General features: G+C 74.0%; 25 protein-coding genes. 8 read left to right on the top strand and 17 right to left on the bottom strand.

The window, feature by feature from the left end:
- Positions 1-13 precede the first annotated feature (13 nt).
- From hpt to dacB, 4 genes are all read right to left on the bottom strand, one after another.
- Positions 14-568 carry a hypoxanthine phosphoribosyltransferase gene (gene hpt / locus ACFRAR_RS30210; protein ID WP_049654051.1) on the bottom strand — a complete coding sequence of 185 codons (555 nt, stop codon included), beginning with the start codon at positions 566-568 and terminating at the stop codon, positions 14-16.
- 71 nt (positions 569-639) lie between these two features.
- A complete protein-coding gene (gene tilS, locus ACFRAR_RS30205) occupies positions 640-1782 on the bottom strand; it encodes a tRNA lysidine(34) synthetase TilS (RefSeq protein WP_380701910.1) in 1143 nt (380 codons plus the stop codon).
- Positions 1783-2069: 287 nt separating this feature from the next.
- Positions 2070-3239 (bottom strand): zinc-dependent metalloprotease, encoded by a 1170-nt coding sequence (locus ACFRAR_RS30200; protein ID WP_380701908.1) that lies wholly within the window; start codon positions 3237-3239, stop codon positions 2070-2072.
- A 200-nt stretch (positions 3240-3439) separates the two neighbouring features.
- Entirely contained in the window at positions 3440-5083 is a 1644-nt protein-coding gene (gene dacB, locus ACFRAR_RS30195) for a D-alanyl-D-alanine carboxypeptidase/D-alanyl-D-alanine-endopeptidase (protein ID WP_380701906.1), read from the bottom strand.
- A gap of 94 nt (positions 5084-5177) precedes the next feature.
- On the opposite strand from dacB, the gene ACFRAR_RS30190 reads away from it, so the two are divergent.
- Positions 5178-5669 (top strand): inorganic diphosphatase, encoded by a 492-nt coding sequence (locus ACFRAR_RS30190; protein ID WP_030244505.1) that lies wholly within the window; start codon positions 5178-5180, stop codon positions 5667-5669.
- A 135-nt stretch (positions 5670-5804) separates the two neighbouring features.
- Here ACFRAR_RS30190 and ACFRAR_RS30185 read toward each other — a convergent pair whose 3' ends face one another.
- From ACFRAR_RS30185 to ACFRAR_RS30175, 3 genes are all read right to left on the bottom strand, one after another.
- Positions 5805-6014: a dodecin gene (locus ACFRAR_RS30185; RefSeq protein WP_380701904.1), complete on the bottom strand. Its 210-nt coding sequence runs from the start codon at positions 6012-6014 to the stop codon at positions 5805-5807.
- A 131-nt stretch (positions 6015-6145) separates the two neighbouring features.
- Positions 6146-7105 carry an asparaginase gene (locus ACFRAR_RS30180; protein ID WP_380701902.1) on the bottom strand — a complete coding sequence of 320 codons (960 nt, stop codon included), beginning with the start codon at positions 7103-7105 and terminating at the stop codon, positions 6146-6148.
- 74 nt (positions 7106-7179) lie between these two features.
- Positions 7180-7803, bottom strand: coding sequence for an ABC transporter substrate-binding protein (locus ACFRAR_RS30175; RefSeq protein ID WP_380701900.1), 624 nt, complete (start codon positions 7801-7803; stop codon positions 7180-7182).
- 512 nt (positions 7804-8315) lie between these two features.
- Between ACFRAR_RS30175 and dtd the strand changes: the two genes are divergently transcribed.
- Positions 8316-8756 carry a D-aminoacyl-tRNA deacylase gene (gene dtd / locus ACFRAR_RS30170; RefSeq protein WP_380701898.1) on the top strand — a complete coding sequence of 147 codons (441 nt, stop codon included), beginning with the start codon at positions 8316-8318 and terminating at the stop codon, positions 8754-8756.
- Between the two features lie 12 nt (positions 8757-8768).
- Here the strand turns inward: dtd and ACFRAR_RS30165 are convergent, their stop codons facing one another.
- The 3 genes from ACFRAR_RS30165 to ACFRAR_RS30155 all read right to left on the bottom strand — a co-directional run bounded on the left by ACFRAR_RS30165 (position 8769) and on the right by ACFRAR_RS30155 (position 10919).
- Positions 8769-9731 carry a YgfZ/GcvT domain-containing protein gene (locus ACFRAR_RS30165; protein ID WP_380701928.1) on the bottom strand — a complete coding sequence of 321 codons (963 nt, stop codon included), beginning with the start codon at positions 9729-9731 and terminating at the stop codon, positions 8769-8771.
- A 19-nt stretch (positions 9732-9750) separates the two neighbouring features.
- A complete protein-coding gene (locus ACFRAR_RS30160; protein WP_380701896.1) occupies positions 9751-10215 on the bottom strand; it encodes a Fur family transcriptional regulator in 465 nt (154 codons plus the stop codon).
- Positions 10216-10316: 101 nt separating this feature from the next.
- Positions 10317-10919, bottom strand: a complete 603-nt coding sequence (locus tag ACFRAR_RS30155) for an FABP family protein (RefSeq protein WP_380701894.1) — start codon at positions 10917-10919, stop codon at positions 10317-10319.
- A gap of 349 nt (positions 10920-11268) precedes the next feature.
- Here ACFRAR_RS30155 and ACFRAR_RS30150 point away from each other — a divergent pair, with 349 nt between their 5' ends.
- On the top strand, positions 11269-11631 hold the full coding sequence (locus ACFRAR_RS30150) for a DsrE family protein (protein WP_380701892.1): 363 nt from the start codon (positions 11269-11271) through the stop codon (positions 11629-11631).
- A 32-nt stretch (positions 11632-11663) separates the two neighbouring features.
- Here the strand turns inward: ACFRAR_RS30150 and ACFRAR_RS30145 are convergent, their stop codons facing one another.
- The 7 genes from ACFRAR_RS30145 to ACFRAR_RS30115 all read right to left on the bottom strand — a co-directional run bounded on the left by ACFRAR_RS30145 (position 11664) and on the right by ACFRAR_RS30115 (position 16418).
- Entirely contained in the window at positions 11664-11936 is a 273-nt protein-coding gene (locus tag ACFRAR_RS30145; protein WP_380662297.1) for a DUF3099 domain-containing protein, read from the bottom strand.
- Positions 11937-12035: 99 nt separating this feature from the next.
- Complete coding sequence (locus ACFRAR_RS30140; RefSeq protein WP_030288989.1) at positions 12036-12326, bottom strand: DUF1416 domain-containing protein; 291 nt, start codon at positions 12324-12326, stop codon at positions 12036-12038.
- Positions 12327-12365: 39 nt separating this feature from the next.
- The gene (locus ACFRAR_RS30135) at positions 12366-13202 is read right to left on the bottom strand and encodes a sulfurtransferase (RefSeq protein ID WP_380701890.1); all 837 of its coding nucleotides are present in this window, start codon (positions 13200-13202) and stop codon (positions 12366-12368) included.
- 233 nt (positions 13203-13435) lie between these two features.
- Positions 13436-13516 carry an Ms5788A family Cys-rich leader peptide gene (locus tag ACFRAR_RS30130; RefSeq protein ID WP_350517234.1) on the bottom strand — a complete coding sequence of 27 codons (81 nt, stop codon included), beginning with the start codon at positions 13514-13516 and terminating at the stop codon, positions 13436-13438.
- 235 nt (positions 13517-13751) lie between these two features.
- Positions 13752-14486, bottom strand: a complete 735-nt coding sequence (locus tag ACFRAR_RS30125; RefSeq protein WP_380701888.1) for a DUF2993 domain-containing protein — start codon at positions 14484-14486, stop codon at positions 13752-13754.
- A 217-nt stretch (positions 14487-14703) separates the two neighbouring features.
- The gene (locus ACFRAR_RS30120) at positions 14704-16119 is read right to left on the bottom strand and encodes a hypothetical protein (protein ID WP_380701886.1); all 1416 of its coding nucleotides are present in this window, start codon (positions 16117-16119) and stop codon (positions 14704-14706) included.
- Positions 16120-16124: 5 nt separating this feature from the next.
- Entirely contained in the window at positions 16125-16418 is a 294-nt protein-coding gene (locus ACFRAR_RS30115) for a MoaD/ThiS family protein (protein WP_380701884.1), read from the bottom strand.
- Positions 16419-17150: 732 nt separating this feature from the next.
- Between ACFRAR_RS30115 and ACFRAR_RS30110 the strand changes: the two genes are divergently transcribed.
- The 5 genes from ACFRAR_RS30110 (at position 17151) to ACFRAR_RS30090 (ending at position 22845) form a co-directional block, all read left to right on the top strand.
- Positions 17151-17882, top strand: coding sequence for a response regulator transcription factor (locus ACFRAR_RS30110; RefSeq protein ID WP_380701882.1), 732 nt, complete (start codon positions 17151-17153; stop codon positions 17880-17882).
- 126 nt (positions 17883-18008) lie between these two features.
- Positions 18009-19067: a LacI family DNA-binding transcriptional regulator gene (locus tag ACFRAR_RS30105; protein WP_380701880.1), complete on the top strand. Its 1059-nt coding sequence runs from the start codon at positions 18009-18011 to the stop codon at positions 19065-19067.
- A 115-nt stretch (positions 19068-19182) separates the two neighbouring features.
- Complete coding sequence (locus ACFRAR_RS30100; protein ID WP_380701878.1) at positions 19183-20499, top strand: S1C family serine protease; 1317 nt, start codon at positions 19183-19185, stop codon at positions 20497-20499.
- Between the two features lie 79 nt (positions 20500-20578).
- The gene (locus ACFRAR_RS30095; RefSeq protein WP_380701876.1) at positions 20579-21349 is read left to right on the top strand and encodes a response regulator transcription factor; all 771 of its coding nucleotides are present in this window, start codon (positions 20579-20581) and stop codon (positions 21347-21349) included.
- Positions 21346-22845: a sensor histidine kinase gene (locus ACFRAR_RS30090; protein WP_380701874.1), complete on the top strand. Its 1500-nt coding sequence runs from the start codon at positions 21346-21348 to the stop codon at positions 22843-22845. The genes ACFRAR_RS30095 and ACFRAR_RS30090 overlap by 4 nt, the downstream gene beginning before the upstream one ends.
- Positions 22846-22878 lie beyond the last annotated feature (33 nt).

The following is a 22878-nucleotide window of genomic DNA, read 5'->3' as shown; positions in this document are numbered from 1 at the left end:
GCCCGAACGGACCTCAGCCGCCGTAGACGTGCGGCGCGAGGGTGCCGATGAAGGGCAGGTTGCGCAGCTTCTCCGCGTAGTCCAGGCCGTAGCCGACCACGAACTCGTTGGGGATGTCGAAACCGACGTACTTCACGTCGATCTCGACCTTGGCCGCGTCCGGCTTGCGGAGCAGGGCGCAGACCTCCAGCGACGCCGGGCCCCGCGAGCCCAGGTTGCCCAGCAGCCAGGACAGCGTCAGACCGGAGTCGATGATGTCCTCGACGATCAGGACGTCACGGCCGGCGATGTCGGTGTCCAGGTCCTTCAGGATCCGCACCACACCGGAGGACTTGGTGCCCATGCCGTACGAGGAGACGGCCATCCAGTCCATGGTGACCTGCGAGTGCAGGGTCCGGGCGAGGTCGGCCATGACCATCACGGCCCCCTTGAGGACGCCGACGATCAGCAGGTCCTTGCCTGCGTAGTCCCGGTCGATGCGCTCGGCCAGCTCGAGGAGCTTGGCGTCGATCTCGTCCTTGCTGATGAGCACCTTCGCGAGGTCAGCGCCCATGTCGTTCTGGTCCACCGGGGATACGTCCTCAAACGTTCGGGGTATGTGTGGCCGGCGGCCGGCTGCCCCGGGGCATGCCTCGCCCGTCAGTCACCCTGCCGCCGAAAGACCAGCGTGCCACACCTGCGGGTGGCCTCGACGCCCCCGGGTAGGTGCAGCGGGCCCTGTCCGCGCCATCCGGTGACCAACAGGTCGATCGTCTCCAGGTGCCGCGCGAAGAGGTCACCGGCCGGACATCCGGCCCGCAGCGCGGCCCGGCGCAGCACCCGGCGGCGCACGGCGGGCGGCAGTTCGGCCAGTTTCACGACGTCCAGGGCGCCGTCGCCCGTCCGGAGGTCGCGTTCGGCCAGCGAGGCCCACTGGTCGAGGGCGTCGGCGTCGTCCCGGAACAGCCGGGCGGTGCGGGCCAGCGCCTCGACCACGCCGCCGCCCAGGTGCTTCTCCAGCACCGGCAGCACCTCGTGGCGGACCCGGGAGCGGGTGTAGGCGGGATCACAGTTGTGCGGGTCGTCCCAGACCGGGATCGACTGGGCGGTGCAGGCCTGCCGGGTGGCCGCCCGGTCCAGCTCCAGCAGCGGGCGGCGGTAGCGGCCCTTCTGGGCCGGCATTCCGGCCAGCGAGCGGGCTCCGGAGCCGCGGGCCAGGCCCAGCAGCACCGTCTCGGCCTGGTCGTCCCGGGTGTGGCCGAGCAGCACCGCGACCGCGCCGTGGCGGTCGGCGGCCTCGTCCAGGGCGGCGTAGCGGGCGTCCCGGGCGGCGGCCTCCGGGCCGCCGGTGCTGCCGACCTCCACCGGGACCGCCTCCACCGGGTCGAGGCCGAGCGAGCGCAGCCGGTCGGCCACCTGGGCGGCGCGCTCGGCGGAGCCGTCCTGGAGGCCGTGGTCGACGGTGACGGCACCGACCCGCAGGCCGATCTTGGGGGCCTCGAAGGCGGCGGCGATGGCCAGCGCCATCGAGTCCGCGCCGCCGCTTACGGCGACCAGGACCAGCGGCGAGCCGGGCGCGGCCGGCGTGCGGGGCAGCCCGGAGGGGTGCCGCGCGGCGTTGCCGATCAGGGTGGTGCCGACCGCGGCACCCACCAGCGGCGCCCCGGCCGGGCGCTCCCGGGGCCGGTACTCCCGCGGCTGGCGCACGGGTGCGGTGAAGGTGGAACCGGCCTCGGCGGCGAGGTCGGTGAGGGTACGGCGAACGGCCAGGCGTATCGCGGCGACGGCGGGGTGAGGGCCCACGGCGGACGACTCCTCGGCGGAGGGGGGACAGGACGTGCGGCGGACGCGGCGGGGACCGCGCACCCGCATGAGCGCCCTGTTACCGGGCGCTCACAGATGGTGGCAGATAGTGGCCACCCGCTAAGCCACCCGCGCCCCCGGTACGAGCACCGTCCCACGTTCGGGTGAATGAAGAAACGCTTCTTCACTCGTCGTCCGGCTGATTGGACCACCCGTACGAGCGGCCTCGACGGGCGCGCGCCGCTCGCCGGCCGGGCTCACGGCGCGCCCGCGCCCCGGGCGCGCGGTCAGCGGGCCACCCGGGCCACCCAGGCGGCCGGGTCGTGGATCTCGTCCTTGGTCGGCAGGGTGTTCGGGGAGGTCCACACCCGGTTGAACCCCTCCATGCCGACCCGGTCCACCACCCCGCGCACGAACACCGCGCCGTCCTGGTACTGGCGCAGCTTGGCGTCCATGCCGAGCAGCCGGCGCAGCAGCAGGTCCAGCCGGTTGGCGCCGCGGTCCCGGCGCTGCTGGAACTTCTCCCGGATCTCGGCGACCGTCGGCACCACGGCCGGCCCGACGCCGTCCATCACCACGTCCGCGTGGCCCTCCAGCAGCGACATCACGGCCGTCAGCCGACCGAGGATCTCGCGCTGCGCGGGCGACTGGACGATCTCCAGCAGGTTCCCGGAGGAGGCGCTCTCCCGACCGCCGCCCGGCAGACCGCCGAAGGCGCCCGCCGCGCCCCGCAACCGCTCCAGCAGGGCACCCGGGTCGACGTCCGTCTCGGCGAGGAAGGACTGCACCTCGGACTGGATGTGGTCGCGCAGCCACGGCACCGCGGTGAACTGCGTCCGGTGCGTCTCCTCGTGCAGGCAGACCCAGAGCCGGAAGTCGGACGGGTCGACGTCCAGCTCCCGCTCGACGTGCACGATGTTCGGCGCCACCAGCAGCAGCCGGCCCGGCCCGGGGCCGTCCGGTCCCAGCCGGGGCTTGTCGAACAGCGCGGCCGGGCTGTCCGGCGCCTCCAGCGGGGGCTCAGCGGGCGCGAAGGTCTCGTACTGGCCCAGCACCTTGGTGGCCAGGAACGCCAGCAGCGCCCCGACCTCGATCCCGGTGGCCTTCTCCCCCACCGCGCCGAACACCCCGGCCGTGGCGCTGCTCGCCCGCCGGGCCTGGAGCTTCTCCACCAGCGGCTGGACGACCGTCCGGAAACCCGCCACGTTGGCCCGCACCCACCCGGGGCGGTCCACCACCAGCACCGGCGTCGCCGCGGCCTGGGACAGGCTCGACGAGTGCATGCCGGTGAACGCCCGCACGTGCTCCTCCGCCGCCAGGGCGTGCCGGCGCAGCTCGGCGACCACCGCCGCCGCTTCCTCCCGGCTCACTTCCGGCCCCGGCCGCACCAACCTGGTCGCGGTTGCGACCGCGAGGTTCCAGTCGACCATGTCAGCACCGCCACTCGCGCTCGTCATGCCCTCACCGTACGTGCTCCCCACCACCAACGGCAGCCACCCGCCGCGAACACCTCTCCCCCGCCGACGGCCGGGCCCCGCGGGACCGGCCCGGAGGACCGCGCCGAGGGCCTGGGACGGGCCGGGCGGGGCCCCGCCCGCGCGGACGCGCGGCGTGCGGGGCAACCGGAGGACGGGTGCGGTGGCGGGGCAGGGCACGGTCAGCGGCAGCCGCAGGTGGCCAGGCGGGCGGCGAGGCGGTCCATGGCGGCGCGGGCGGCGTCGGCGGGGGCGCCGGTGCGGGTCATGACGGCGAAGGCGAGGAGGCGGCCGTCGGCGTCGACGACGGTGCCCGCGAGGGTGTTGACGCCGCTGAGGGTGCCGGTCTTGGCGCGGATCAGACCGGCCGCGTCGGCGGAGCCGGAACCGGAGCCGTAGCGCCTGTCGAGGGTGCCGGTGAAACCGGCGACCGGGAGGCCGGTGAGCACCGGGCGCAGGGCGGGCTGCTGCGCGGCGTCGGCCAGGGCGAGGATCCGGACCAGGACGGCGGGCGGTACCGCGTTGCCCGGGTGCAGGCCGCTGCCGTCGTTGAGGACCACGTTGTCCGTCGGCACGCCGAGCCGGGTGAGCTCCTGGGTGACGGCGGCGGCCGCCCCCTCGAAGCTCGCCGGCTGGTGGGAGGCGAGGGCGACCTGACGGGCGATCGCCTCGGCGAGCTGGTTGTCGGAGGTGGTCAGCAGGCGTTCGACCAGGCGGGCGACGGTCGGCGAGTCGACGCTGCCGAGGAGGACCGTGCCGGGGGCGGCCGGAGCGGGAGCGGGCGCGGCGGCGGGCCCGGGTCCGCCCGTCACGGTGATGCCGCGGTCGCCGAGCAGCGCGGCGAAGGCGTCGGCGGCGGCCGCCGCCGGGTCGGCGACCCGGTCCGGCGCGTCCTCCCGGCTCCTCGGGTCCACCTTGCCCTCGTCCACCATCAGCGGCTGCACCAGGGCGATGTTCTGACCGTCGTGGTTCCTGTGCTGCGGGCCGCCGCTGTACATCGACAGGTCGTAGTCCAGCCGCACCGCGGTGGTGCCGAGGTTCTTGAGGGCGACGGCGGTCCGCTCGGCGAGGGCGTCCAGGGAGGCCGGGGCGGTGTCCGCGTCGGCCGGCCGACCGCCGATCCGCACCTGGTCGGCCGGCAGTGCGGTGAGCGTCGGGTCGCCGCCGCCGACCAGGGTGATCGTGCCCGGGTCCGTGCCCCGGACCACCCGGGTGGTCAGCCGGGTGTCGCCCGGTATGAGGGACAGCGCCGCGACCGAGGTGGCCAGCTTGGTGGTGGAGGCGGGGGTCGCCGGGGTGTTCTCCCCGGAGCCGTACAGGAGCCGGCCGGAGGCGGCGTCCGCGACGGCGACGGTGACCTCGCCGAGGCTCCTGTCGGCCAGGGCGGCGGCGAGCGCCTGCTGGAGGCCCTGCGCGGTGGGGAGGGCCGCGTCCGGGCCGCCGTCGACGGCCGCCAGGACGGCGCCCGGTGCGAGGGCCGGGCGTGCGACCGGCGAGCCGCTGCCGCCGGGTGCGGAGGCGGCGGGGGACGCGGCGGCCGCGGCGGGCGCGCCCCGGCGGGAGGGTGCGGCGCCCGGGCCGGCGCTCGACCGGGGCCCGGCGTCGCCCTTCCCGTGGTCGCCCCTGCGCCCGTCGTGGCCGCCCTGCCCGTCGTGGTTGCCGTCCTCGCCGTGCCCCTCGCCGTGCCCCGCGGTGTGCCCACCCGCGGTGGGGGACGGCTGCCCGTACGCTCCGCCCGCGGTCAGGACCGTGCTGACGACCAGGAGGGCCGCCCCGAACAATCCCGCGGCCGTCCCCGTCGCCGTCCCCGCGCGGCGACGCGCCACCCCGCCCCCTGCTCCCACCGACAGGCCCCTTTCCCCAGCACTCACTCCCGTAGGAGACACTTGGATTCTGTCAGTCCCTACCTTGGAGGAACCGTTGGAATTCGACGTCCTTATCGAAATCCCTAAGGGCTCTCGCAACAAGTACGAGGTCGACCACGAGACCGGCCGTCTGCGGCTCGACCGGATGCTCTTCACCTCGACCCGTTACCCGGCCGACTACGGCTACGTCGAGGGCACGCTCGGCGAGGACGGCGACCCGCTGGACGCCCTGGTCATCCTGGACGAGCCGACCTTCCCGGGCTGCCTGATCAAGTGCCGCGCCATCGGCATGTTCCAGATGACCGACGAGGCCGGCGGCGACGACAAGCTGCTCTGCGTCCCGGCGACGGACCCGCGCTGGGAGCACCTGCGCGACATCCACCACGTGTCGGAGTTCGACCGCCTGGAGATCCAGCACTTCTTCGAGGTCTACAAGGACCTGGAGCCGGGCAAGTCCGTCGAGGGCGCCAACTGGGTCGGCCGCGCCGAGGCCGAGGCCGAGGTCACCGCTTCGATCAAGCGACTGGCGGAGCAGGGCGGCCACTGAGCCGTCGTTCCGATCTCGTTCGATCAGGGCAGTTCGAGGTAGGTCGGGACAGCCCGGGCCGGGGTTCGCGGATTCGTCCGCGGGCCCCGGCCCCTGTCGTGTCCGGGGGCGGGACCGCCGGAACGCCGGGCCGGGTCACTCCTCCAGCCGGAAGCCGACCTTGATGCACACCTGGTAGTGCTTGATCCGGCCGTCCTCCAGGTGGCCCCGGACCTGCGAGACCTCGAACCAGTCGAGGTTGCGCAGCGTCCGGGAGGCCCGCTCCACCCCGTTGCGGATCGCGGCGTCGACGCTCTCGGTCGAGGACCCGACGATCTCGGTCACCCGGTACACGTGGTCGGTCATGGCGGACTCCCTCCGCTGTGCGGCCCCCGGTCCACCGTGCACCGGCCCGGCTCCGCCCGCACCCCGGCGGACGGACCCCGGCGGACGGACCCCGGACTCCGGGCCGGCTCGAGGCCGGCTCGAGGCGGGCCCTAGAACGCCGCCCGCACCTCGCCGACCGGGGCGCCACCGCCGAGCAGCGGGGCCGCGCCGATCCGCGCGAGGGTCTCGTCCGCCCCGGTCACCCCGAGCCGGCGCAGCGCGGCCGCCAGCACCGGGCCGCGGGCCCGCTCGGAGCCGTCCTCGATCTTGAAGGCCAGCGCCCGCCCGTCCGGCAGCGCCACCACCTGGACGGCCTCGGCTCCCATCTTGGACAGCGCGCCCGGCACCGCCCGCATCAGCCAGGTGTCGGCCCGGCGGGTGCCGGCCACGTACTCGGGGTGGGCCCGCATCGCGTCGGCCACCCGGCGCCGCTCGGTGCCCTCGGCGGCCAGTACCAGGCCCCGGTAGCCGCGGGCCAGGCCGGTCAGCGTGACGGCCAGCAGCGGCGCGCCGCAGCCGTCCGTCCCGGCGTGCGCGGCCGCCTCGCCGGTGCCCTCCTCCAGGGCCTCGTGGGCCAGCCGCTGGATCGGGTGGGCCGGGTCGAGGTAGCTCGCGGTGTCCCAGCCGTTGGCCACGCAGGCGGCCAGCCAGCCGGCGTGCTTGCCGGAGCAGTCCATCAGGATCGGCGCGCGGCCGCCGCCGGAGGCGAGCCGCAGCTCCGCCTCGGTCTCGTCCAGCGGGAGGTCGGCCGGGGTGCGCAGGGCCGACTCGTCGAGCCCGGCGGAGCCCAGGATGGTCCGCACACCGTCCAGGTGGAACGATTCTGCGGAGTGGCTGGAGGCCGCCAGTGCCAGCAGCTCGCCCTCGATCACCAGCCCGGCCCGCAGCGTGGCCACCGCCTGGAACGGCTTGGCCGTCGACCGGGGGAAGACCGGCGCGTCCGGATCGCCGAGCGCGAACTCGACCGAGCCGTCGGCCGCGAGCAGCACCAGGGAGCCGCGGTGGCGGCCCTCGACGAAACCGGAGCGCACGACCTCGGCGAGAACGGGCGCGGTGACGGGCAGGGACATGGCGGATGAGCCTTCCGGGGGCGAGGGTGGGGCCGGGAGAGAGCCGGGCCCACCGCCCGCGGTGACTCACCCGGTCAGAGCGGCCCCCCTGCGAGCAGGTCGTCGACCCGTGCTTCCCCATCACGGTACCTGCGGGTGATCTCGGCGCTGCAACCGTCGGCCGTGCGCAGCAGCCGCCGGCGCCGCCCGGACACCTCGCGCTCGTGCGCCCGCAGCCGCTCCAGGGCGGCCAGCAGCTCCTCGGCCGGGTGCGCCGCCAGGTCGGCGAGCTGGACGTCGCCCATCAGCGCGTCCGCCTCCAGCCGGGACTCCTCGGTGCGCGGGGGGCCGACGGTGACGTGCCGGACCGAGCGCCGCACGCTGGAGGGCGCGTCGGTCAGGATGGCCGGCAGCCGGTCCAGCAGGTCGCCGGGGGCCGGGCCGGAGGGGCCGGACGTTCGGACCGGGTCCACGCCGGGCCGCCGGTCGAGTTCGGCGCGCAGGATGTCCATCCGCCCGTGCAGCAGCCGCCGCAGGTAGGACAGGTCGGCCTCCTGCTCCAGGGTCTCCCGGCGCAGCACCCGCAGCTGGTCCAGGCCCAGCCGTTCCAGGTCGGGCTCGTCCTGCGCACCCGGCGCCCGGCCGTACGGACCGTACGGACCGTCGAGGGCCTGCACCACCGGCCCGGACCGGTCCCGCGCCGCGCTGCTCGCGTCCATCACCCAACCACCTGACGTCGTCCGATCCCGCCCGCTCGCGGCACCCCGTCGCTGCCGCCGGTCCGTCCCGTCCCCCGACGGGCCCCGCGTCCACCGGTCCGTCCGGGAGCCCCGGAGGTTCCGGCCCGGCCACGACCGCCCACCGGGGCGGCACCGCCGGAACGCCCGGCCCTTCGGTCCGGCCGCCCGGCCGGACCCCGGTCCGGTGCGGCGGACCTCCTGGCGCCCCGGACCCTTCGTACGATCCACCAGCGTGCCACCCCTCCCGGCGCACGCGCACCGCCCGTGCACCCAAACGGCCCCCTGGCGAACGGGGGTGGCTGATATGACCGGGCCTTTTCGCAGCAAGAGTGGCGCCCACTTCCGCGCAGGCGCGCACACCACGGCGTGCACCACCCGTGTGCGCGCCCCTGGTGTGCGCCGTGAAGGCCACCGGGGCGGGCGCGGAAAGGCCACGGCACGGCGCCGGGGGCCCTCCGGGGGCCGTACGGCGCTCCGGCACAATGGCGGGCATGCGAGCAGTGGTGCAGCGAGTGACCGAGGCCCGGGTGACCGTGGCCGGTGAGACCGTCGGCGCGATCGAGGGGCCCGGGCTCTGCGTCCTGGTCGGCGTCACCCACGACGACACCCCGGCCAAGGCCGCCCAGCTGGCCCGCAAGCTCTGGACCCTGCGGCTGCTGCCCGCGAACGAGGAGGGCGTCGAGCAGTCCTGCTCGGACCTCGGCGCCCCGCTGCTGGTGATCAGCCAGTTCACCCTCTACGGAGACGCCCGCAAGGGCCGCCGCCCCACCTGGAACGCCGCCGCCCCCGGCCCGGTCGCCGAGCCGCTGGTGGACGAGGTGGTGGCCGGGCTGCGGGCGCTGGGCGCCGAGGTGGAGACGGGCCGGTTCGGCGCCGACATGCGAGTGGCGCTGGTGAACGACGGCCCGTTCACCGTCCTCGTCGAGGTCTGAGACCGCGGGCCGCTACTGCGGGACGATCACGTCCTGGGTGCCCGGCACCGTCCCGGCCAGCAGCACCGCGTCCACCGGGACGTTCCGCTTGACGATCGCCAGCGCGATCGGCCCCAGCTCGTGGTGCCGGGCCGAGGAGGTCACGAAGCCCAGCGCCCGCCCGTCCGGCTCGGCCGCCAGCCGCACCTCGGTGCCGTGCGGGGGCAGCGTCTCCTCGGTGCCGTCCAGGTGCAGGAAGACCAGCCGGCGCGGCGGGCGGCCCAGGTTGTGCACCCGGGCGACGGTCTCCTGGCCGCGGTAGCAGCCCTTCTGGAGGTGGACGGCGGTGCGCAGCCAGTCCACCTCGTGCGGGATGGTCCGGTGGTCGGTCTCGAAGCCCAGCCGGGGCCGGTGGCCCTCGATCCGCAGCGCCTCGTACGCCCAGATCCCGGCCGCCGGACCGCATCCGGCGGTGAGCCGCTCCAGGTCACCGCGCGGCACGAACAGGTCGCGCCCGTACGGGAGTTCGCGGACCGCGGCGGCGCCCTCGACCGACCCGGTGGAACCGGCCGGCAGGTGGACCACGGCGTACTCGGCGGTCGCGTCGGCGACCTCCACCCGGTAGAAGAACTTCATGCTCTCCAGGTAGGCGACCAGCGCCTCCTGGGTGCCCGGCTCGACGTGCGCCCAGGTGGTGGCACCGTCGTCCACCAGGTAGAGGGCGTGCTCGACGTGCCCGTTCGCGGAGAGCACCAGCGCCTCGGTGGCCTGCTGCGGCGGCAGCTCGCCGACGTGCTGGGTGAGCAGCAGGTGCAGCCAGGAGAGCCGGTCCGGGCCGGTCACGGTGACCACGCCGCGGTGCGAGAGGTCGACGAAGCCGGTGCCCCGGGACAGGTTGCGTTGCTCCCGGAAGATGTCGCCGTAGTGGGCGGCGACTCCCTCGTCGGCCCCCTCGGCGGGGACGGCTCCGGGCAGGGAAAGCAGCGGGCTCTTCACACCGGTCATACCGGCCAGCTTACGGCTGCTCCCCGGCGAGCTTGGCGGTGCAGTCGGCGCAGCGGCCGAAGATGGCGAAGTGCTTGAGGTCGGTGTCGAAGCCGTGCCGCTCGCGCAGGCGGTCGATCAGCGGTTGGGCTATCTCGGTGCCGGTCTCGGTGACCTGCTCGCAGTCCCGGCAGACCAGGTGCAGGTGGTGGTGGCGGCCGGCCACGTGGTAGGTCGGGGCGCCGTGGCCGAGGTGGGCGTGCGAGACCAGGCCGAGCTCCTCCAGCAGCTCCAGGGTCCGGTAGACGGTGGAGATGTTGACACCGCTGGCCGTCCGGCGGACGTGGCAGAGGATGTCGTCGGGGGTGGCGTGGTCGAGTTCGTCGACGGCCTCCAGCACGAGCTGCCGCTGCGGGGTGAGGCGGTAGCCGCGCTCGCGCAGGTCGCTCTTCCAGTCGCCGGAGAGCTGCCAGTCGGTGGTGCCGGTGTCCGCCACGGTGCTGTCCCTGCCAAGGTCGGGGGTCCTGATGCAAGTGTAGGGACCGGCCCCATGGCCGGCCCCTACCTCGTGCACGGAAAGTCCGGTCGCCCGACCGTCTACTTGAAGAAGGCGATGCCGTCGTCCGGCAGGTCGTTGATGTCCTTGATCAGCTGGGCCGGGCTGAGCACCTTCTTCAGCTGCGCGGACATGTACGGGCGCAGCGGAACGTTCGGGGCGGCCTTCTCGCCGACCCAGAGCAGCTCGCCGTTGACGAAGCCGTACAGCCGCTTGCCGCCCGAGTACTCCGGCGAGCCCTCGATCCGGGCCACCGCGTCGGTGGAGACGTCGACCTGCGGCTTGCCGTCGGCCAGCTCGCCGTACCAGATCTCGACCGTGCCGTCGTCGCGGACGGAGGAGATCTCGATCCCCCGGACACCGCTGGTGCCGTCGTGGTTGCTGGTGATCCGCCAGAACGCGTGCTCGTTCTCCAGCGGACGGACCTTCTCGCCCTCGTTGTCCAGCACCCAGGTGCGGGAGCGGAACTCCAGGAAGGGGCGGCCGTCGTGCCGGATCACGATCTCCTGGCCGAAGTTGCACTTCTCCGCGCCGGGGCCCCCTTCACCCGGTAGCGGGGCGTAGACGCCCGCGCCTTCCCAGGTGCCGAGGAGGAAGGCGAGCGGGACGACGTCCTTGTGGAGGTCAGAGGGGATCTCGATCATGTTCCTGGTCGCTGTCGTCGTCGGTGTGGGACTGCCTCAACCGTACGGCAGGCTCAGCGCTGGCCCTGGTACAGCTTCATCACCGAGAAGATGGCGAACCAGGTGATCAGCACGGCCATGAGGGCCAGCAGACCGTCGAAGAAGATTTCCAGACCGGACACGGGGGGCTCCCAGGCGGCGACAGTGTGGTGGATTTTGCTCCGCTCACTCTATCCGGCGGGCTCCGGGCGCTCGCGGTGAGCCCCACCACGTCGCCGTTCGCGCCGTCCTCCCCCGGGCTGCCCAAGCTTTGCCCAAGGGTTCCCGGGATGCCGGACGGGCGGGGCGACGGGCGCTCTATGGTGGCGCCATGTCGAAGAAACTGGTCATCAAGGTCACCGCAGGGGCGGACGCGCCGGAGCGGTGCTCGCAGGCGTTCACGGTGGCGGCGGTGGCCGTCGCCAGCGGGATCGAGGTCTCGCTCTGGCTGACCGGGGAGTCCTCCTGGTTCGCGCTGCCGGGCCGGGCGGCGGAGTTCGAACTGCCGCACGCGGCGCCGCTGCCGGACCTGCTGGAGTCGATCCTGGCGGCCGGCTCGGTGACGCTGTGCACCCAGTGCGCGGTCCGGCGCGGGATCGAGCAGAAGGACACCGTCGAAGGCGTCCGGATCGCGGGCGCCCAGGTCTTCGTCAGCGAGATCATGGCGGACGGCGTCCAGGCGCTCGTGTACTGACGCGCACCTCGTGCACTGACACGCACTGGCGCCTACGGGCGCTCCTCGTGGTCGGGGCGGTCCCGGTCGTGGCCGGGCTCGTCCCACTTCGGGTCGTCCCAGCGCGGGTCGTCCCACCAGTCGTCGTCCGGGTCCCGCTTGTTGGCGAACACCGCGGCGGCGGGCGGGATCACCATCGCGACCACGCACATGCCGATCGCCGCGCCGACCGAGAAGAACCGCACCACGCCCCAGGCCATGACGAACAGGCCCAGGCACACGCCCATCATGGCGAAGTAGTAGCGACGCCGCCGCCTTGCCTGCACCCCTCCACGGTACGGCCGAGGGCCCCCGCACGGCAGGGGCCCTCGGCCGGAACCGGATCCGCTCCGGCTCCTACTGCTCCTCGATCCGGCCGGTCCCGGTCAGACCGCGATCGCGACCTCGACGGCGGTGCCCTGGGAGGCCACCACCTGACGGTCCACGGTCTGGCCCGGCACCAGCGCGCGCAGGGTCCACTTGCCCGGGCGGGCGAAGAACCGGAACTGGCCGGTCGCCGAGGTGGGCACCTCCGCCGTGAACTCGTTGTTCTCGTCCAGCAGCCGGACGTAGCCGTTGACCGGCTCACCGTCTCGGGTCACCGAACCCTGGATGATCGTCTCGTTCGCCACGTCAACTCCTGCCAGGTCCGGGCCGCCGGCCTTCGCACCGCACATGTCTGTCTTCCCTTCTGACTTACGGGTCGAGCCGGGGGCTCAGTTGCTGCCGAGCTCGATCGGCACGCCGACCAGGCTGCCGTACTCGGTCCACGAACCGTCGTAGTTCTTGACGTTCTCCTGGCCGAGCAGCTCGTGCAGCACGAACCAGGTGAGCGCGGAGCGCTCGCCGATGCGGCAGTAGGCGATGGTGTCCTTCGCCAGGTCGATGCCCTCGGCCTCGTACAGCGCCTTGAGCTCGTCGTCGCTCTTGAAGGTGCCGTCGTCGTTCGCGTTCTTGGCCCACGGGATGTTGCGGGCGCTCGGCACGTGGCCGGGGCGCTGCGACTGCTCCTGCGGGAGGTGGGCCGGGGCGAGCAGCTTGCCGGAGAACTCGTCGGGCGAGCGGACGTCGACCAGGTTCAGGTCGCCGATCGCGGCGATCACGTCGTCACGGAAGGCGCGGATCGAGGAGTCGGCGGCCTGCGCCTCGTACTCGGTGGCGGCGCGGGCCGGCACCTCGACGACCAGGTCGCGGGAGTCCAGCTCCCACTTCTTGCGGCCGCCGTCCAGCAGGCGGACGTCACCGTGGCCGTACAGCTTGAAGTACCAGTAGGCGTACGAGGCGAACCAGTTGTTGTTGCCGCCGTACAGGACGACGGTGTCGTCGTTGGCGATGCCCTTGGCACTGAGCAGCGCCTCGAAGCCGGCCTGGTCGATGAAGTCGCGGCGGACCGGGTCCTGCAGGTCCTGCTTCCAGTCGATCCGGACGGCGTTGCGGATGTGGTTCTTCTCGTACGCGGAGGTGTCCTCGTCGACCTCGACGATGACGACCTTCGGGTCGTCCAGGTGGGCCTGGACCCAGTCGGCGTCGACCAGGACGTCGCTGCGGCTCATGGTGGTGTTCTCCATCCGAGGGCGGTTGTGCGGAAGGTGCTGCTCAGGGAGGTGCTGAAGGGGCGCCCGGGCGGGTGCGGTCCGAAATCCTGTCCGAATGATGGGACGAGGAGGATGGACCGGCGACCGGGCCGGGAACTGCGGGGTACATCGGCGACGACCCGCTCACAGAGCCGGGCGCGGTTGCCGGGAAGATCGGCGGCGGGCGCCAACGGCCCTGCCGGGATGCCGAGTCAGCGCATTCGACACAGACAGGCGGCCACGCGGCACAGGTCTACCGCCCGCCGCTTCGTGAGGTCCGTCTGTCGCTTCATGCCGACGATGCTAGGGACACCGGAGGCCCGCTGTCATCAGCGTATCGAATACTGGGATCGAAACGACCGGATGCTGGGATTCGGCCGCGACCCGGCCTCCCGGGGCCCGGCCGCGGACCCTCCGGAGGTGCCCCCGGGGCGGAAACGGCACCGCTCCACGGTGCGTGCTGGACAGCGCGTCTCGCGGAGCGGAACGATTCGGCAGACCCGTCGGCGAGGTGCCGACGGGCGCGGATCAGCCCAGCAGCTTGACGTCCTTGCCGTCGAAGGTCAGCTGGAGGCCCTCCGGCAGTGGTGTCACGCCGCCGCTCCCGCCCTCCTCGTCGGCCAGCTTCAGCCCGGCCGGCAGCGAGTCCAGGGTGAAGCTCATCGGCTCGATCTGCTGACCGCTGAGGCCGGCCACCGCCCCCACCAGCGAGCTCAGCCGGAAGCCGTCCACCATGACGGTGTTCCCCTTGTTGCGCACGTTGCCCTCGCCGATCGCGAGCGGCCCCAGCGAGGCCTTGACCTTGCCCGGCCCGGCGTAGGCCAGGGTCAGCCGGGAGTTTCCGCCCACCGGGAGCTTGGTCCCGTGCAGCAGCTGCGAGGCGGGCGGCAGCAACTGCGCGAGGTCCGGGTAGGAGATCACCCCGCTGCCGGTGCCGCCGGCCACCGTGGCGCTGTTCATGCTGTCGCTGACCTTGACCCCGGAGAGCCTGGCCTTGAACGAGTGCAGCGCCACCTGGTGGCTGCCGTCGCCGACGGTCAGGCCGTCGGAGGAGATCCGGACGTCGTCCAGCTTCATCGACAGCACCTGGGTGAGGAACGGGAAGCCCTCGATCGAGACGTCCGGGCGCTGGCTCATCCGACCGCTCTTCACGATCCGGTCGGCGGCCTCGTCCTCGGCCACGCCGACGGCGATCCGGTCGGCGCCCACCAGCAGGCCGCAGAGCACCGCCAGGCTGATCGTGGCCTTCAGCCATCCGCGCATCGTGTCTCCCGTCGTCGCCGGTCGCCGGTCGTTCCCGATCGTCCGCGATGGGCCGTTCGCAGTGGATCGTTCGCCGCTGCGCGGCGGACGCCGGACGCGCCCGCTCCCGCACGACCGTACGACGTCCCGCCCCGGAACATGGTTCCGGGGCGGGACCGCGGCCCGACCGGCCCGACCGGCCCGGACTACGGGAACGGCGTCGGCGTCGGCGTCGGGATCAGGCGAGCAGGCCGGTGGCGAGCCAGATCAACGGCGCGGCCACGGCCAGCGGCAGCGCCACGCCCGCCGTCATGTGCACGAAGCGGGACGGGAAGTCGTACGCGGCGACCCGCCGGCCGACCAGCGCGCCCAGCCCCGCCAGCGCGCCCAGCGCCACCGGCGCCCCGACCAGCAGGCCCAGCGCCACCGCCGCGGCCAGGCCCAGCACCGGGCCCAGCTGCTTCGGACCGGGCAGCGGCGCCGCCGCCAGCAGGGTGGCCAGCGCCACCGCGCCGACCCCGGCCGGCACCCAGTCGGCCAGCAGCAGGGTGGTGCACAGCGCCGTCACCACGGTGGCCGAGCCGAGCACGGTCAGCGCGTAGAACCGCTCCTTCGGGTCGGAGGGACGGAACGTCTGCAGCACCAGGACGAGCAGGAAGAACCCGCCCAGGGTGCCCACCACCGCCGCCACGCCGCCGTCGGAATCCGCCAGCAGCACCGCCGCGTCCGCGGTGAGCCCGGCCAGCGCGGCGAGCAGGATGCCCTGTCGGGCCGGCCACATGCCGTTCAGCCGGAACCAGCCGGCCGCCGTCAGCAGCTGGAGCAGCGCGACCACCAGGGCCAGCGCGACCTGCCCGAGGGCGGCGCCACCGGCCAGCAGCGCGGCCGCACCGGCGGTGATCAGGGCCGGCTGGAGGCCCGGGTCGATGATCGGCGAGCCGGTCCGGCCGCGCGGGCCCGCGGGCGGCGCGGCCCGCGACGGGACGGGCCGGGGCGGAACGGCCCCGTACGGCGGTGCGGCGGGGGCGCCCAGCGGGCCGGGGGCGACCGGGCGCTTCAGGGTCATGGTCGGCGGGTCGAAGGCCTCCGCCGGCTGCCGCACGGGGGCGGGCTGCGGCGCCGGGGCCGCGTGCCGGGCCCGCGGCTGCTGCGGTGGCTGCGGCTGCGGCGGCTGCCGGAGCTGCATCGTCGGGTCCGGCTGGGGCTGCACCGGCTGCTGGTACCGGTGCTGCGGCTGCCGGGGCGGCTGCGGCGCGGCCGGCATCGCACCGGACACCACCACCGGCGGCAGCAGGGCGGTGGCCTCGGCGTCGTCCAGCGGCGGCACGGGCGGCAGCAGCGCCGTCGCCTCGGCGTCGCCCGCCGCCGGAACCGGCGGCAGCACGGTGGTCGCGGCCGGATCGTCGAAGGCGGGCACCGGCGGCAGCACCGCGGTCGCCGCCGCGTCGTCCACCGGGTAGCCGTACGGCGGCTGGTGGCCGGGCTGCTGCGGCGGGAAGTGCTGCTGCTGGTGCTGGTGCTGGTGCGGCAGGTACTGCTGCTGCGGCGGGTACTGCTGTTGATGCTGCTGGTACTGCTGCGGCGCCTGGGGCTGCTGCGGCCACTCGCCGTAGCCGCCGTGGTCCGGCCGGTTCGGGTTGTTCATGTCCGTCACGCCGCTCAGCCTCCCGCGAACGGCGGGAGGACCTCGACCGTCCCGCCCTCGGTCAGGGCGACGGACGCGTGGTCGCGGCCCCCCACCTGAGCACCGTCGACCAGGTACGAGCAGTGCCCGAGCAACTGGACGAGCTTCGGCCGGTCGGCGTGCCGCTCCCTGGCCGCCGCCAGCGCCTGTGCCAGGGTCGCCGCCTCGTACGGCTCCTCGGCCAGCCCGGCCTCGGACTTCGCCGCCGCCCAGTAGCGGATCGTCCCGCGCACCCGGGCGCCGCTCGCGGGCTCGGTGGTCGCGCCCATCGGGCCACCCCTTCTCGTCGTCCTCGCCCGGCCCGGTGCCCCGGTCCGGCTCGCTGCGGCGGCGGCCGCCCGACCACCCGAACGATGGACCCGGAACAGCGCCGACGATGCGCGTCCCATGATGGCGTGTCCGCCACCACGAGCGGCAATCGCCCTGGCCGGACGGGCACGGAGCGTGCACCGGTCTCCCACCGGACCGCCACCGGCGGGCCCCGGGGGGGCGGTCCTCGTCGCTGTGTCCAGCCTCACCAGGCGCAAGTCCGAATTGTGCGAACCGCCGGATTCCCGCACTCCCGGCACCGGGGCACGGTCGGCTATCCTCGACCACCATGAGGGATCCGGGCAGAGTCGCCCCCGGGTCCTTTTGTGCTTCCAGGACGCCAGTACGGACGTTCTTGCGATTCGTCGGCCCACCCCCGGCGCGCAGCAGGAACCGCCCCGCCTGACGCGGCACCTCGACGCGCCCCGGCCGCCGGGGTGTCGCCACCCGGCACCGGGCCGCCACCCGGCACCGGAAAAGACCGGAGGGTTCACGGTGATGAACAGGGCAGGAACGGCGCGCCAGGGGTCGCGAGCCCCCCGGCGGGCCCGCCGTCGCCCCGTGCGCGCCGTCCGCACCCCCGGTTCGCCGCGGGCAGCCGTCCTCCTCGCCTCCCCCTCGGCACCTGCGCCATCCGGCTGTGGCGGCAGCCGTCAAGCGACCGCGACGACCCGGAAAGGGGACCACCGGGTATGAGTTCTCTCCTCCTCCTCACCAATGCCCTGCAACCCTCCGCCGAGGTGCTGCCCGCCCTCGGCCTGCTGCTGCACCAAGTCCGGGTGGCCCCCGCCGAGGGCGCGGCCCTGGTGGACACGCCCAGTGCGGACGTCATCCTGGTCGACGGCCGGCGCGACCTGCCGCAGGTCCGCAGCCTCTGCCAGCTGCTGCGCTCCACCGGCATCGGCTGCCCGCTGATCCTGGTGGTCACCGAGGGCGGCCTGGCCGCCGTCACCGCCGAGTGGGGCATCGACGACGTCCTCCTGGACACCGCCGGGCCGGCCGAGGTCGAGGCCCGGCTGCGGCTCGCCCTGGGCCGCCTCCAGGTCACCGCCGACGACCTCCCGACGGAGATCCGCAGCGGTGAGCTCTCGGTCGACGAGGCCACCTACTCCGCCAAGCTCCGGGGTCGCGCGCTCGACCTCACCTTCAAGGAGTTCGAACTGCTCAAGTACCTCGCCCAGCACCCCGGCCGGGTCTTCACCCGGGCACAGCTGCTCCAGGAGGTCTGGGGCTACGACTACTTCGGCGGCACCCGGACGGTGGACGTGCACGTCCGGCGGCTGCGCGCCAAGCTCGGCGTGGAGCACGAGCAGCTGATCGGCACCGTGCGCAACGTCGGCTACCGCTTCGTCGTCCCGGAGAAGCCCGAGAAGGGCGAACGGCCGGAGCTCTCCCCGCGCCCCTCGGCCCCGCTGGACGCGTGACGCCGAAGCCGGGCGGAGCACCTCCCGCCCGGCTTGTCCGGTTCGTCCGGAGCCGCCCACGGGCCGGTCGCGCCAAGGCCCCAGGTCCCCCTGCCGCCCCGGAGGCCACACGCGTAGACTCCCCCCGTGGCCAAAGTGACGCGCGACGATGTAGCCCGGCTGGCTGGAACCTCGACCGCGGTCGTCAGCTACGTCATCAACAACGGGCCGCGCCCGGTCGCGCCCGCGACCCGGGAGAAGGTCCTCGCGGCGATCGAGCAGCTCGGCTACCGGCCGAACAGCGTCGCCCAGGCGATGGCCTCCCGGCGCACCAACCTGATCGGCATGGTCGTCCCGGACGCCCGCCAGCCCTTCTTCGCCGAGATGGCGCACGCCGTGGAACGGGCCGCCTCCGAGCGCGGCAAGCTCGTGCTGATCGGCAACTCCGACTACGTGGACGACCGCGAGGTGCACTACGTCCGCGCCTTCCTCGGGATGCGGGTCTCCGGTCTGATCCTGGTCAGCCAGGGCCCCTCGCAGCGCGCCGCCGAGGAGTTCGCCGCGATGGAGGGCGCCAAGGTGGTGCTGCTGCACCGCCGCCCCGAGGCGATCGACGACGTCGCGGTGGTCACCGACGACGTGGCCGGCGCCGAGGCCGTCGTGCGCCACCTACTGGAGGTGCACGGGCACCCGTACGTCGCCTGCTTCGGCGGCCCGGTCGAGTCCCCCGCCCCCGGCGACCCGGTCATCGACCACGTCGAGGGCTGGCAGCGCGCCATGGACGCGCACGGCATCCCCACCGAACCGCACCTGATCGACGCGCCCTTCCACCGCTACGGCGCCTACGACGTCGCGCTCGGCCTGCTGCGCTCGCCGGACCGGCCGCGGGCGATCTTCTGCTCCACCGACGACCAGGCGATCGGCGTGCTGCGGGCCGCCCGCGAGGTCGGCCTGCGGGTCCCGGAGGACCTCGCGGTGGCCGGCTTCGACGACGTGCCCGAGGCCGCCCTCGCCGACCCGCCGCTGACCACCGTCGCCTCCGACCGCGACGCGATGGCCCGGGCCGCGGTGGACCTGGTGCTGGACGACTCGCTGATGGTGCCCGGCTCCGACACCGAACGGGTCCGGACCTTCCCGTCCCGGCTGGTCATCCGCCGCTCCTGCGGCTGCGGCGGCAACTCCCCCGTCCGATCCGTACCGGAGTAACCGATTCCGCTCGGCGGGCGGCCTGACCAGGCTTTATGAGAACCCAACGGGCTTCTCTCCCCCTTCTGAGCCGGTTCTCATGCACTCCTCATGCGCCGGGCGGAGCTTGTTCGACATGAGCGGACAGCAGCAGCACCCCGACGAGCAGTACGGCACGAACGAGCCCCACGAGCGGTACGGCTCGTACGGGACCCCCGGCGCCCACGAGGCCCCCGGCTCGTACGAGACCCACGCTTCGTACGGGACCGACGCTTCGTACGAGACCGACGCTTCGCACGGGACCGACGAGCGGTACGACCCCTACCGGTCCCACCAGCCCCGGGTGATCGAGGGCACCGTGCTCGGCAGCGGCCCGGCCACCGGCAGCGGCGCTCCGGCCGGGCACGGCCACCACGAGGACCACTCCGGCGGCGGCTTCGACGGACCGCCGCCGATCCCGCCGACCCCGCCCGAGCCGCCCACCGTCCCCGGCCCGGGCTCCCACGGGGGCCCCGGCAACCACGGCAGCCGGGCCCGGCGCGGACTGCTGCGCGGCCGGCTCGCCCTGGTCACCGCCGTCGCCGCGGTCGCCGCCGTGCTCGGCGGGGTCACCGGCGGGCTGATCGCCGCCGACCGGCAGAGCACCGACACCCACGTCGGCGCCATCGCCAGCCCGGTCTCCGCCCGCACCGACGGCAGCGCCAACGTGCCCGCCATCGCCGCCGCGGTCTCGCCCAGCACCGTCCAGATCACCGTCAAGACCGGCAACGGCACCGCCACCGGCACCGGCGTCGTCCTGAACGCCGACGGGCAGATCCTCACCAACTACCACGTGATCGCCACCGCGGCCGACGGCGGCCGGATCACCGTCACCTTCAAGGACGGCTCCACCGCCCAGGCCACCGTCACCGGCACCGACAAGTCCCTCGACGTCGCCGTGATCACCGCGACCGGCGCGAAGAGCCTCACCCCCGCCGTCCTCGGCGACTCCGCCGCCGTGGAGATCGGCGACCCGGTCGTCGCCATCGGCAACCCCGACGGCCTCACCGGCACCGTCACCTCCGGCATCATCAGCGCCGAGAACCGCGACGTCACCGTCCAGCTCGACGAGGGCAGCACCAGCGGCAACGGCGGCTTCGGCCTCCCCTTCCTGCCCGGACTGCGCGGCGCCGCCCCGCAGTCCGGCAACGGCAACGGCAACGGCAACGGCAACGGCAACAGCACCACCTACAAGGCCTTCCAGACCGACGCCGCGCTCAACCCCGGCAACTCCGGCGGCCCGCTGATCAACGCCAACGGCCACGTCATCGCCATCAACTCGGCGATGTACGCGCCCAGCGGCGCCGGCTCCTCCGGCGGCGGCGAGGCCGGCAGCGTCGGCCTCGGCTTCGCCATCCCGATCAACGACGTCAAGCAGGTCCTGCCGAAGCTCGAAGCCGGCCAGAGCCTGTGAGCCACACTCCCTGAGACGGACAATTGCTCCGAGCAGGCCCTCCAGCCGACGAGAACCCGACGAGAAAGGGCACCCGCCCATGACCCCGTCCGCCGACGACCGCACCACCGCCGAGGCCGGCCCCCCCTCCGCCCGGCTCCTCGTGGTCGACGACGAACCCGCCCTCCGGGACGCCCTGGAGAGCAGCCTCGCCTTCGAGGGGTACGAGGTCGCCACCGCCACCGACGGCTACGAAGCCCTGGAGTCCGTCGAACGCGACCGGCCCGACCTCGTCCTGCTGGACATCATGATGCCCCGGATGGACGGCCTCACCGCCGTCCGCCGGATGCGCTCGCGCGGCGACACCGTCCCGGTGCTGATGCTCACCGCCCGCGACGCCGTCGGCGACCGGGTCACCGGCCTCGACGTCGGCGCCGACGACTACCTCGCCAAGCCCTTCGAACTCGACGAACTCCTCGCCCGCGTCCGCGCCCTGCTGCGCCGCAACGCCCTCGCCGCCGAGGCCGCCGCCCGCGCCGCCGCCGAGGACGAGAGCGAGGTGCTCGCCTTCGCCGACCTGCGGATGAACACCGCCACCCGCGAGGTCACCCGGGCCGGCAAGCCGATCGAGCTCACCCGCACCGAGTTCATGCTGCTGGAGATGTTCCTCGCCCACCCCCGCCAGGTCCTCACCCGCGAACAGATCCTCAAGGCGGTCTGGGGATTCGACTTCGAGCCGTCCTCCAACTCCCTGGACGTCTACGTGATGTACCTGCGCCGCAAGACCGAGCAGGGCGGCATGCCCCGCCTGATCCAGACCGTCCGCGGCGTCGGCTACGCCCTGCGCCCGGCCGCCGGCGCGGGCGCGTGAACAACATTCCGCCCCCGCCGCTGGCACCGCCACTGGCCTCGCCCCGCGGGCCGGGCCGCCGGCAGCGCGTCGTCCACTGGTACCGCTCGCGCACGCTGCGCAGCCGGCTCACCTTCCTGAGCGCGGCGGCGGTGGCGGTGGCCATCGCGCTGTCGGCGCTGGCGTGCTGGTTCATCGTCGAGAAGCAGCTCTACGACCAGGTGCGGACGGATCTGGCCAACGCCACGCTGCCGCCCCCTCCCCGGGTACCCGCCCTCCTCTGCTACCCGACGCCGGAGCAGGCCCTGGCGGCGCAGCCGACCAGCGAATCCCCCGAGAACGGCGGTGCGGTGGCCCGGGACACCCAGTACGTGGTGGCCACGGCCGGCGTCTGTCTGCCCCCGAGCGCGACCAAGGCCATCGTGGTCCAACCCGGCGACACGACCGGCTTCAAGCTCAAGAACGGCGAGTCGATCATCCGCGACGGCCGGTTCACCGACGGCACTCCGGCAGTCGTCCGGATCTCCTTGACCCGTGCCGGAGCACGCCCGGCACTGCTGATGGTGGCCACCTCCACCCAGCCCATCGAGGACTCCCTCCAGAGCCTCGCCATCCTCCTCGGCTCCGTCGCCACCGGGGGCATCCTCCTCGCCGCGATCGCCGGCCGTCTCGTCGCCCGTTCCGCCCTCAAGCCCGTCGACCGGCTCACCGACGCGGTCGAGCACATCGCCCGGACCGAGGAGGTCGGCACCACCATCCCGGTCCACGGGGACGACGAGATCGCCCGGCTGTCCACCTCGTTCAACTCGATGAGCACCGCGCTCGCCAACTCCCGCGAGCGGCAGACCCGGCTGATCGCCGACGCCGGGCACGAGCTCCGCACCCCCCTGACCTCCCTGCGCACCAACGTCGACCTGCTGATCCGCAGCGACGACACCGGCCGCCCGCTGCCCGCCGCGACCAAGACCAAGCTGCTCGGCAACATGAAGGCGCAGATGCAGGAACTCACCGTGCTGATCGGCGACCTGCTCCAGCTCTCCCGCCCGGACACCCCGAAGAGCGGCCCGGCGCCGACCGTCGTCGCCCTGCACGAGCTCGCCGGGCGGGCCGTCGAGCGGGCCAAGCTGCGCGGCCCGGGGCTGGTCTTCGAGACCACCACCGAGCCCTGGTACGTGCACGGCGACGCGGCCGGGCTGGAACGGGCGGTGATCAACCTGCTGGACAACGCGGTCAAGTACAGCCCGCCCGGCGGCACCATCGACGTCCGGCTCCGGCAGGGCGTGCTGACCGTCCGCGACCACGGCCCCGGCATCCCGTCGGACGAGCTCCAGTACGTCTTCGACCGGTTCTGGCGCTCCCCCTCCTCCCGCCAGCTGCCGGGCTCCGGGCTCGGGCTGTCGATCGTCGCGCAGAGCGTCCGGGAGGCGGGCGGCGAGGTCACGCTCGGGCCGGCCGCCGACGGCGGTCCGGGCGCCCTGGCCACCGTCCGGCTGCCCGGCGGCCCCGCCCCGGAGTGACGGGCGCCCGGAACGGCGGAGGGGCGGGTGGGG

The sequence above is a fragment of the Kitasatospora sp. NPDC056651 genome (assembly GCF_042792155.1).
In the GTDB taxonomy this organism is placed as follows: domain Bacteria; phylum Actinomycetota; class Actinomycetes; order Streptomycetales; family Streptomycetaceae; genus Kitasatospora.
The sequence above is the reverse complement of the archived record's forward strand: the minus strand, read 5'-3'. Positions and strand labels throughout refer to the sequence as shown.

Excerpts from the sequence above, each read along its gene's own strand:
- ACFRAR_RS30200 (WP_380701908.1), bottom strand. The coding sequence starts at position 3,239 with ATGACGAGCGCGAGTGGCGGTGCTGACATGGTCGACTGGAACCTCGCG.
- ACFRAR_RS30185 (WP_380701904.1), bottom strand. The coding sequence starts at position 6,014 with ATGACCGACCACGTGTACCGGGTGACCGAGATCGTCGGGTCCTCGACC.
- ACFRAR_RS30180 (WP_380701902.1), bottom strand. The coding sequence starts at position 7,105 with ATGTCCCTGCCCGTCACCGCGCCCGTTCTCGCCGAGGTCGTGCGCTCC.
- ACFRAR_RS30175 (WP_380701900.1), bottom strand. The coding sequence starts at position 7,803 with ATGGACGCGAGCAGCGCGGCGCGGGACCGGTCCGGGCCGGTGGTGCAG.
- dtd (WP_380701898.1), top strand. The coding sequence starts at position 8,316 with ATGCGAGCAGTGGTGCAGCGAGTGACCGAGGCCCGGGTGACCGTGGCC.
- ACFRAR_RS30155 (WP_380701894.1), bottom strand. The coding sequence starts at position 10,919 with ATGATCGAGATCCCCTCTGACCTCCACAAGGACGTCGTCCCGCTCGCC.
- ACFRAR_RS30150 (WP_380701892.1), top strand. The coding sequence starts at position 11,269 with ATGTCGAAGAAACTGGTCATCAAGGTCACCGCAGGGGCGGACGCGCCG.
- ACFRAR_RS30140 (WP_030288989.1), bottom strand. The coding sequence starts at position 12,326 with ATGTGCGGTGCGAAGGCCGGCGGCCCGGACCTGGCAGGAGTTGACGTG.
- ACFRAR_RS30135 (WP_380701890.1), bottom strand. The coding sequence starts at position 13,202 with ATGAGCCGCAGCGACGTCCTGGTCGACGCCGACTGGGTCCAGGCCCAC.
- ACFRAR_RS30130 (WP_350517234.1), bottom strand. The coding sequence starts at position 13,516 with ATGAAGCGACAGACGGACCTCACGAAGCGGCGGGCGGTAGACCTGTGC.
- ACFRAR_RS30125 (WP_380701888.1), bottom strand. The coding sequence starts at position 14,486 with ATGCGCGGATGGCTGAAGGCCACGATCAGCCTGGCGGTGCTCTGCGGC.
- ACFRAR_RS30115 (WP_380701884.1), bottom strand. The coding sequence starts at position 16,418 with ATGGGCGCGACCACCGAGCCCGCGAGCGGCGCCCGGGTGCGCGGGACG.
- ACFRAR_RS30110 (WP_380701882.1), top strand. The coding sequence starts at position 17,151 with ATGAGTTCTCTCCTCCTCCTCACCAATGCCCTGCAACCCTCCGCCGAG.
- ACFRAR_RS30100 (WP_380701878.1), top strand. The coding sequence starts at position 19,183 with ATGAGCGGACAGCAGCAGCACCCCGACGAGCAGTACGGCACGAACGAG.
- ACFRAR_RS30095 (WP_380701876.1), top strand. The coding sequence starts at position 20,579 with ATGACCCCGTCCGCCGACGACCGCACCACCGCCGAGGCCGGCCCCCCC.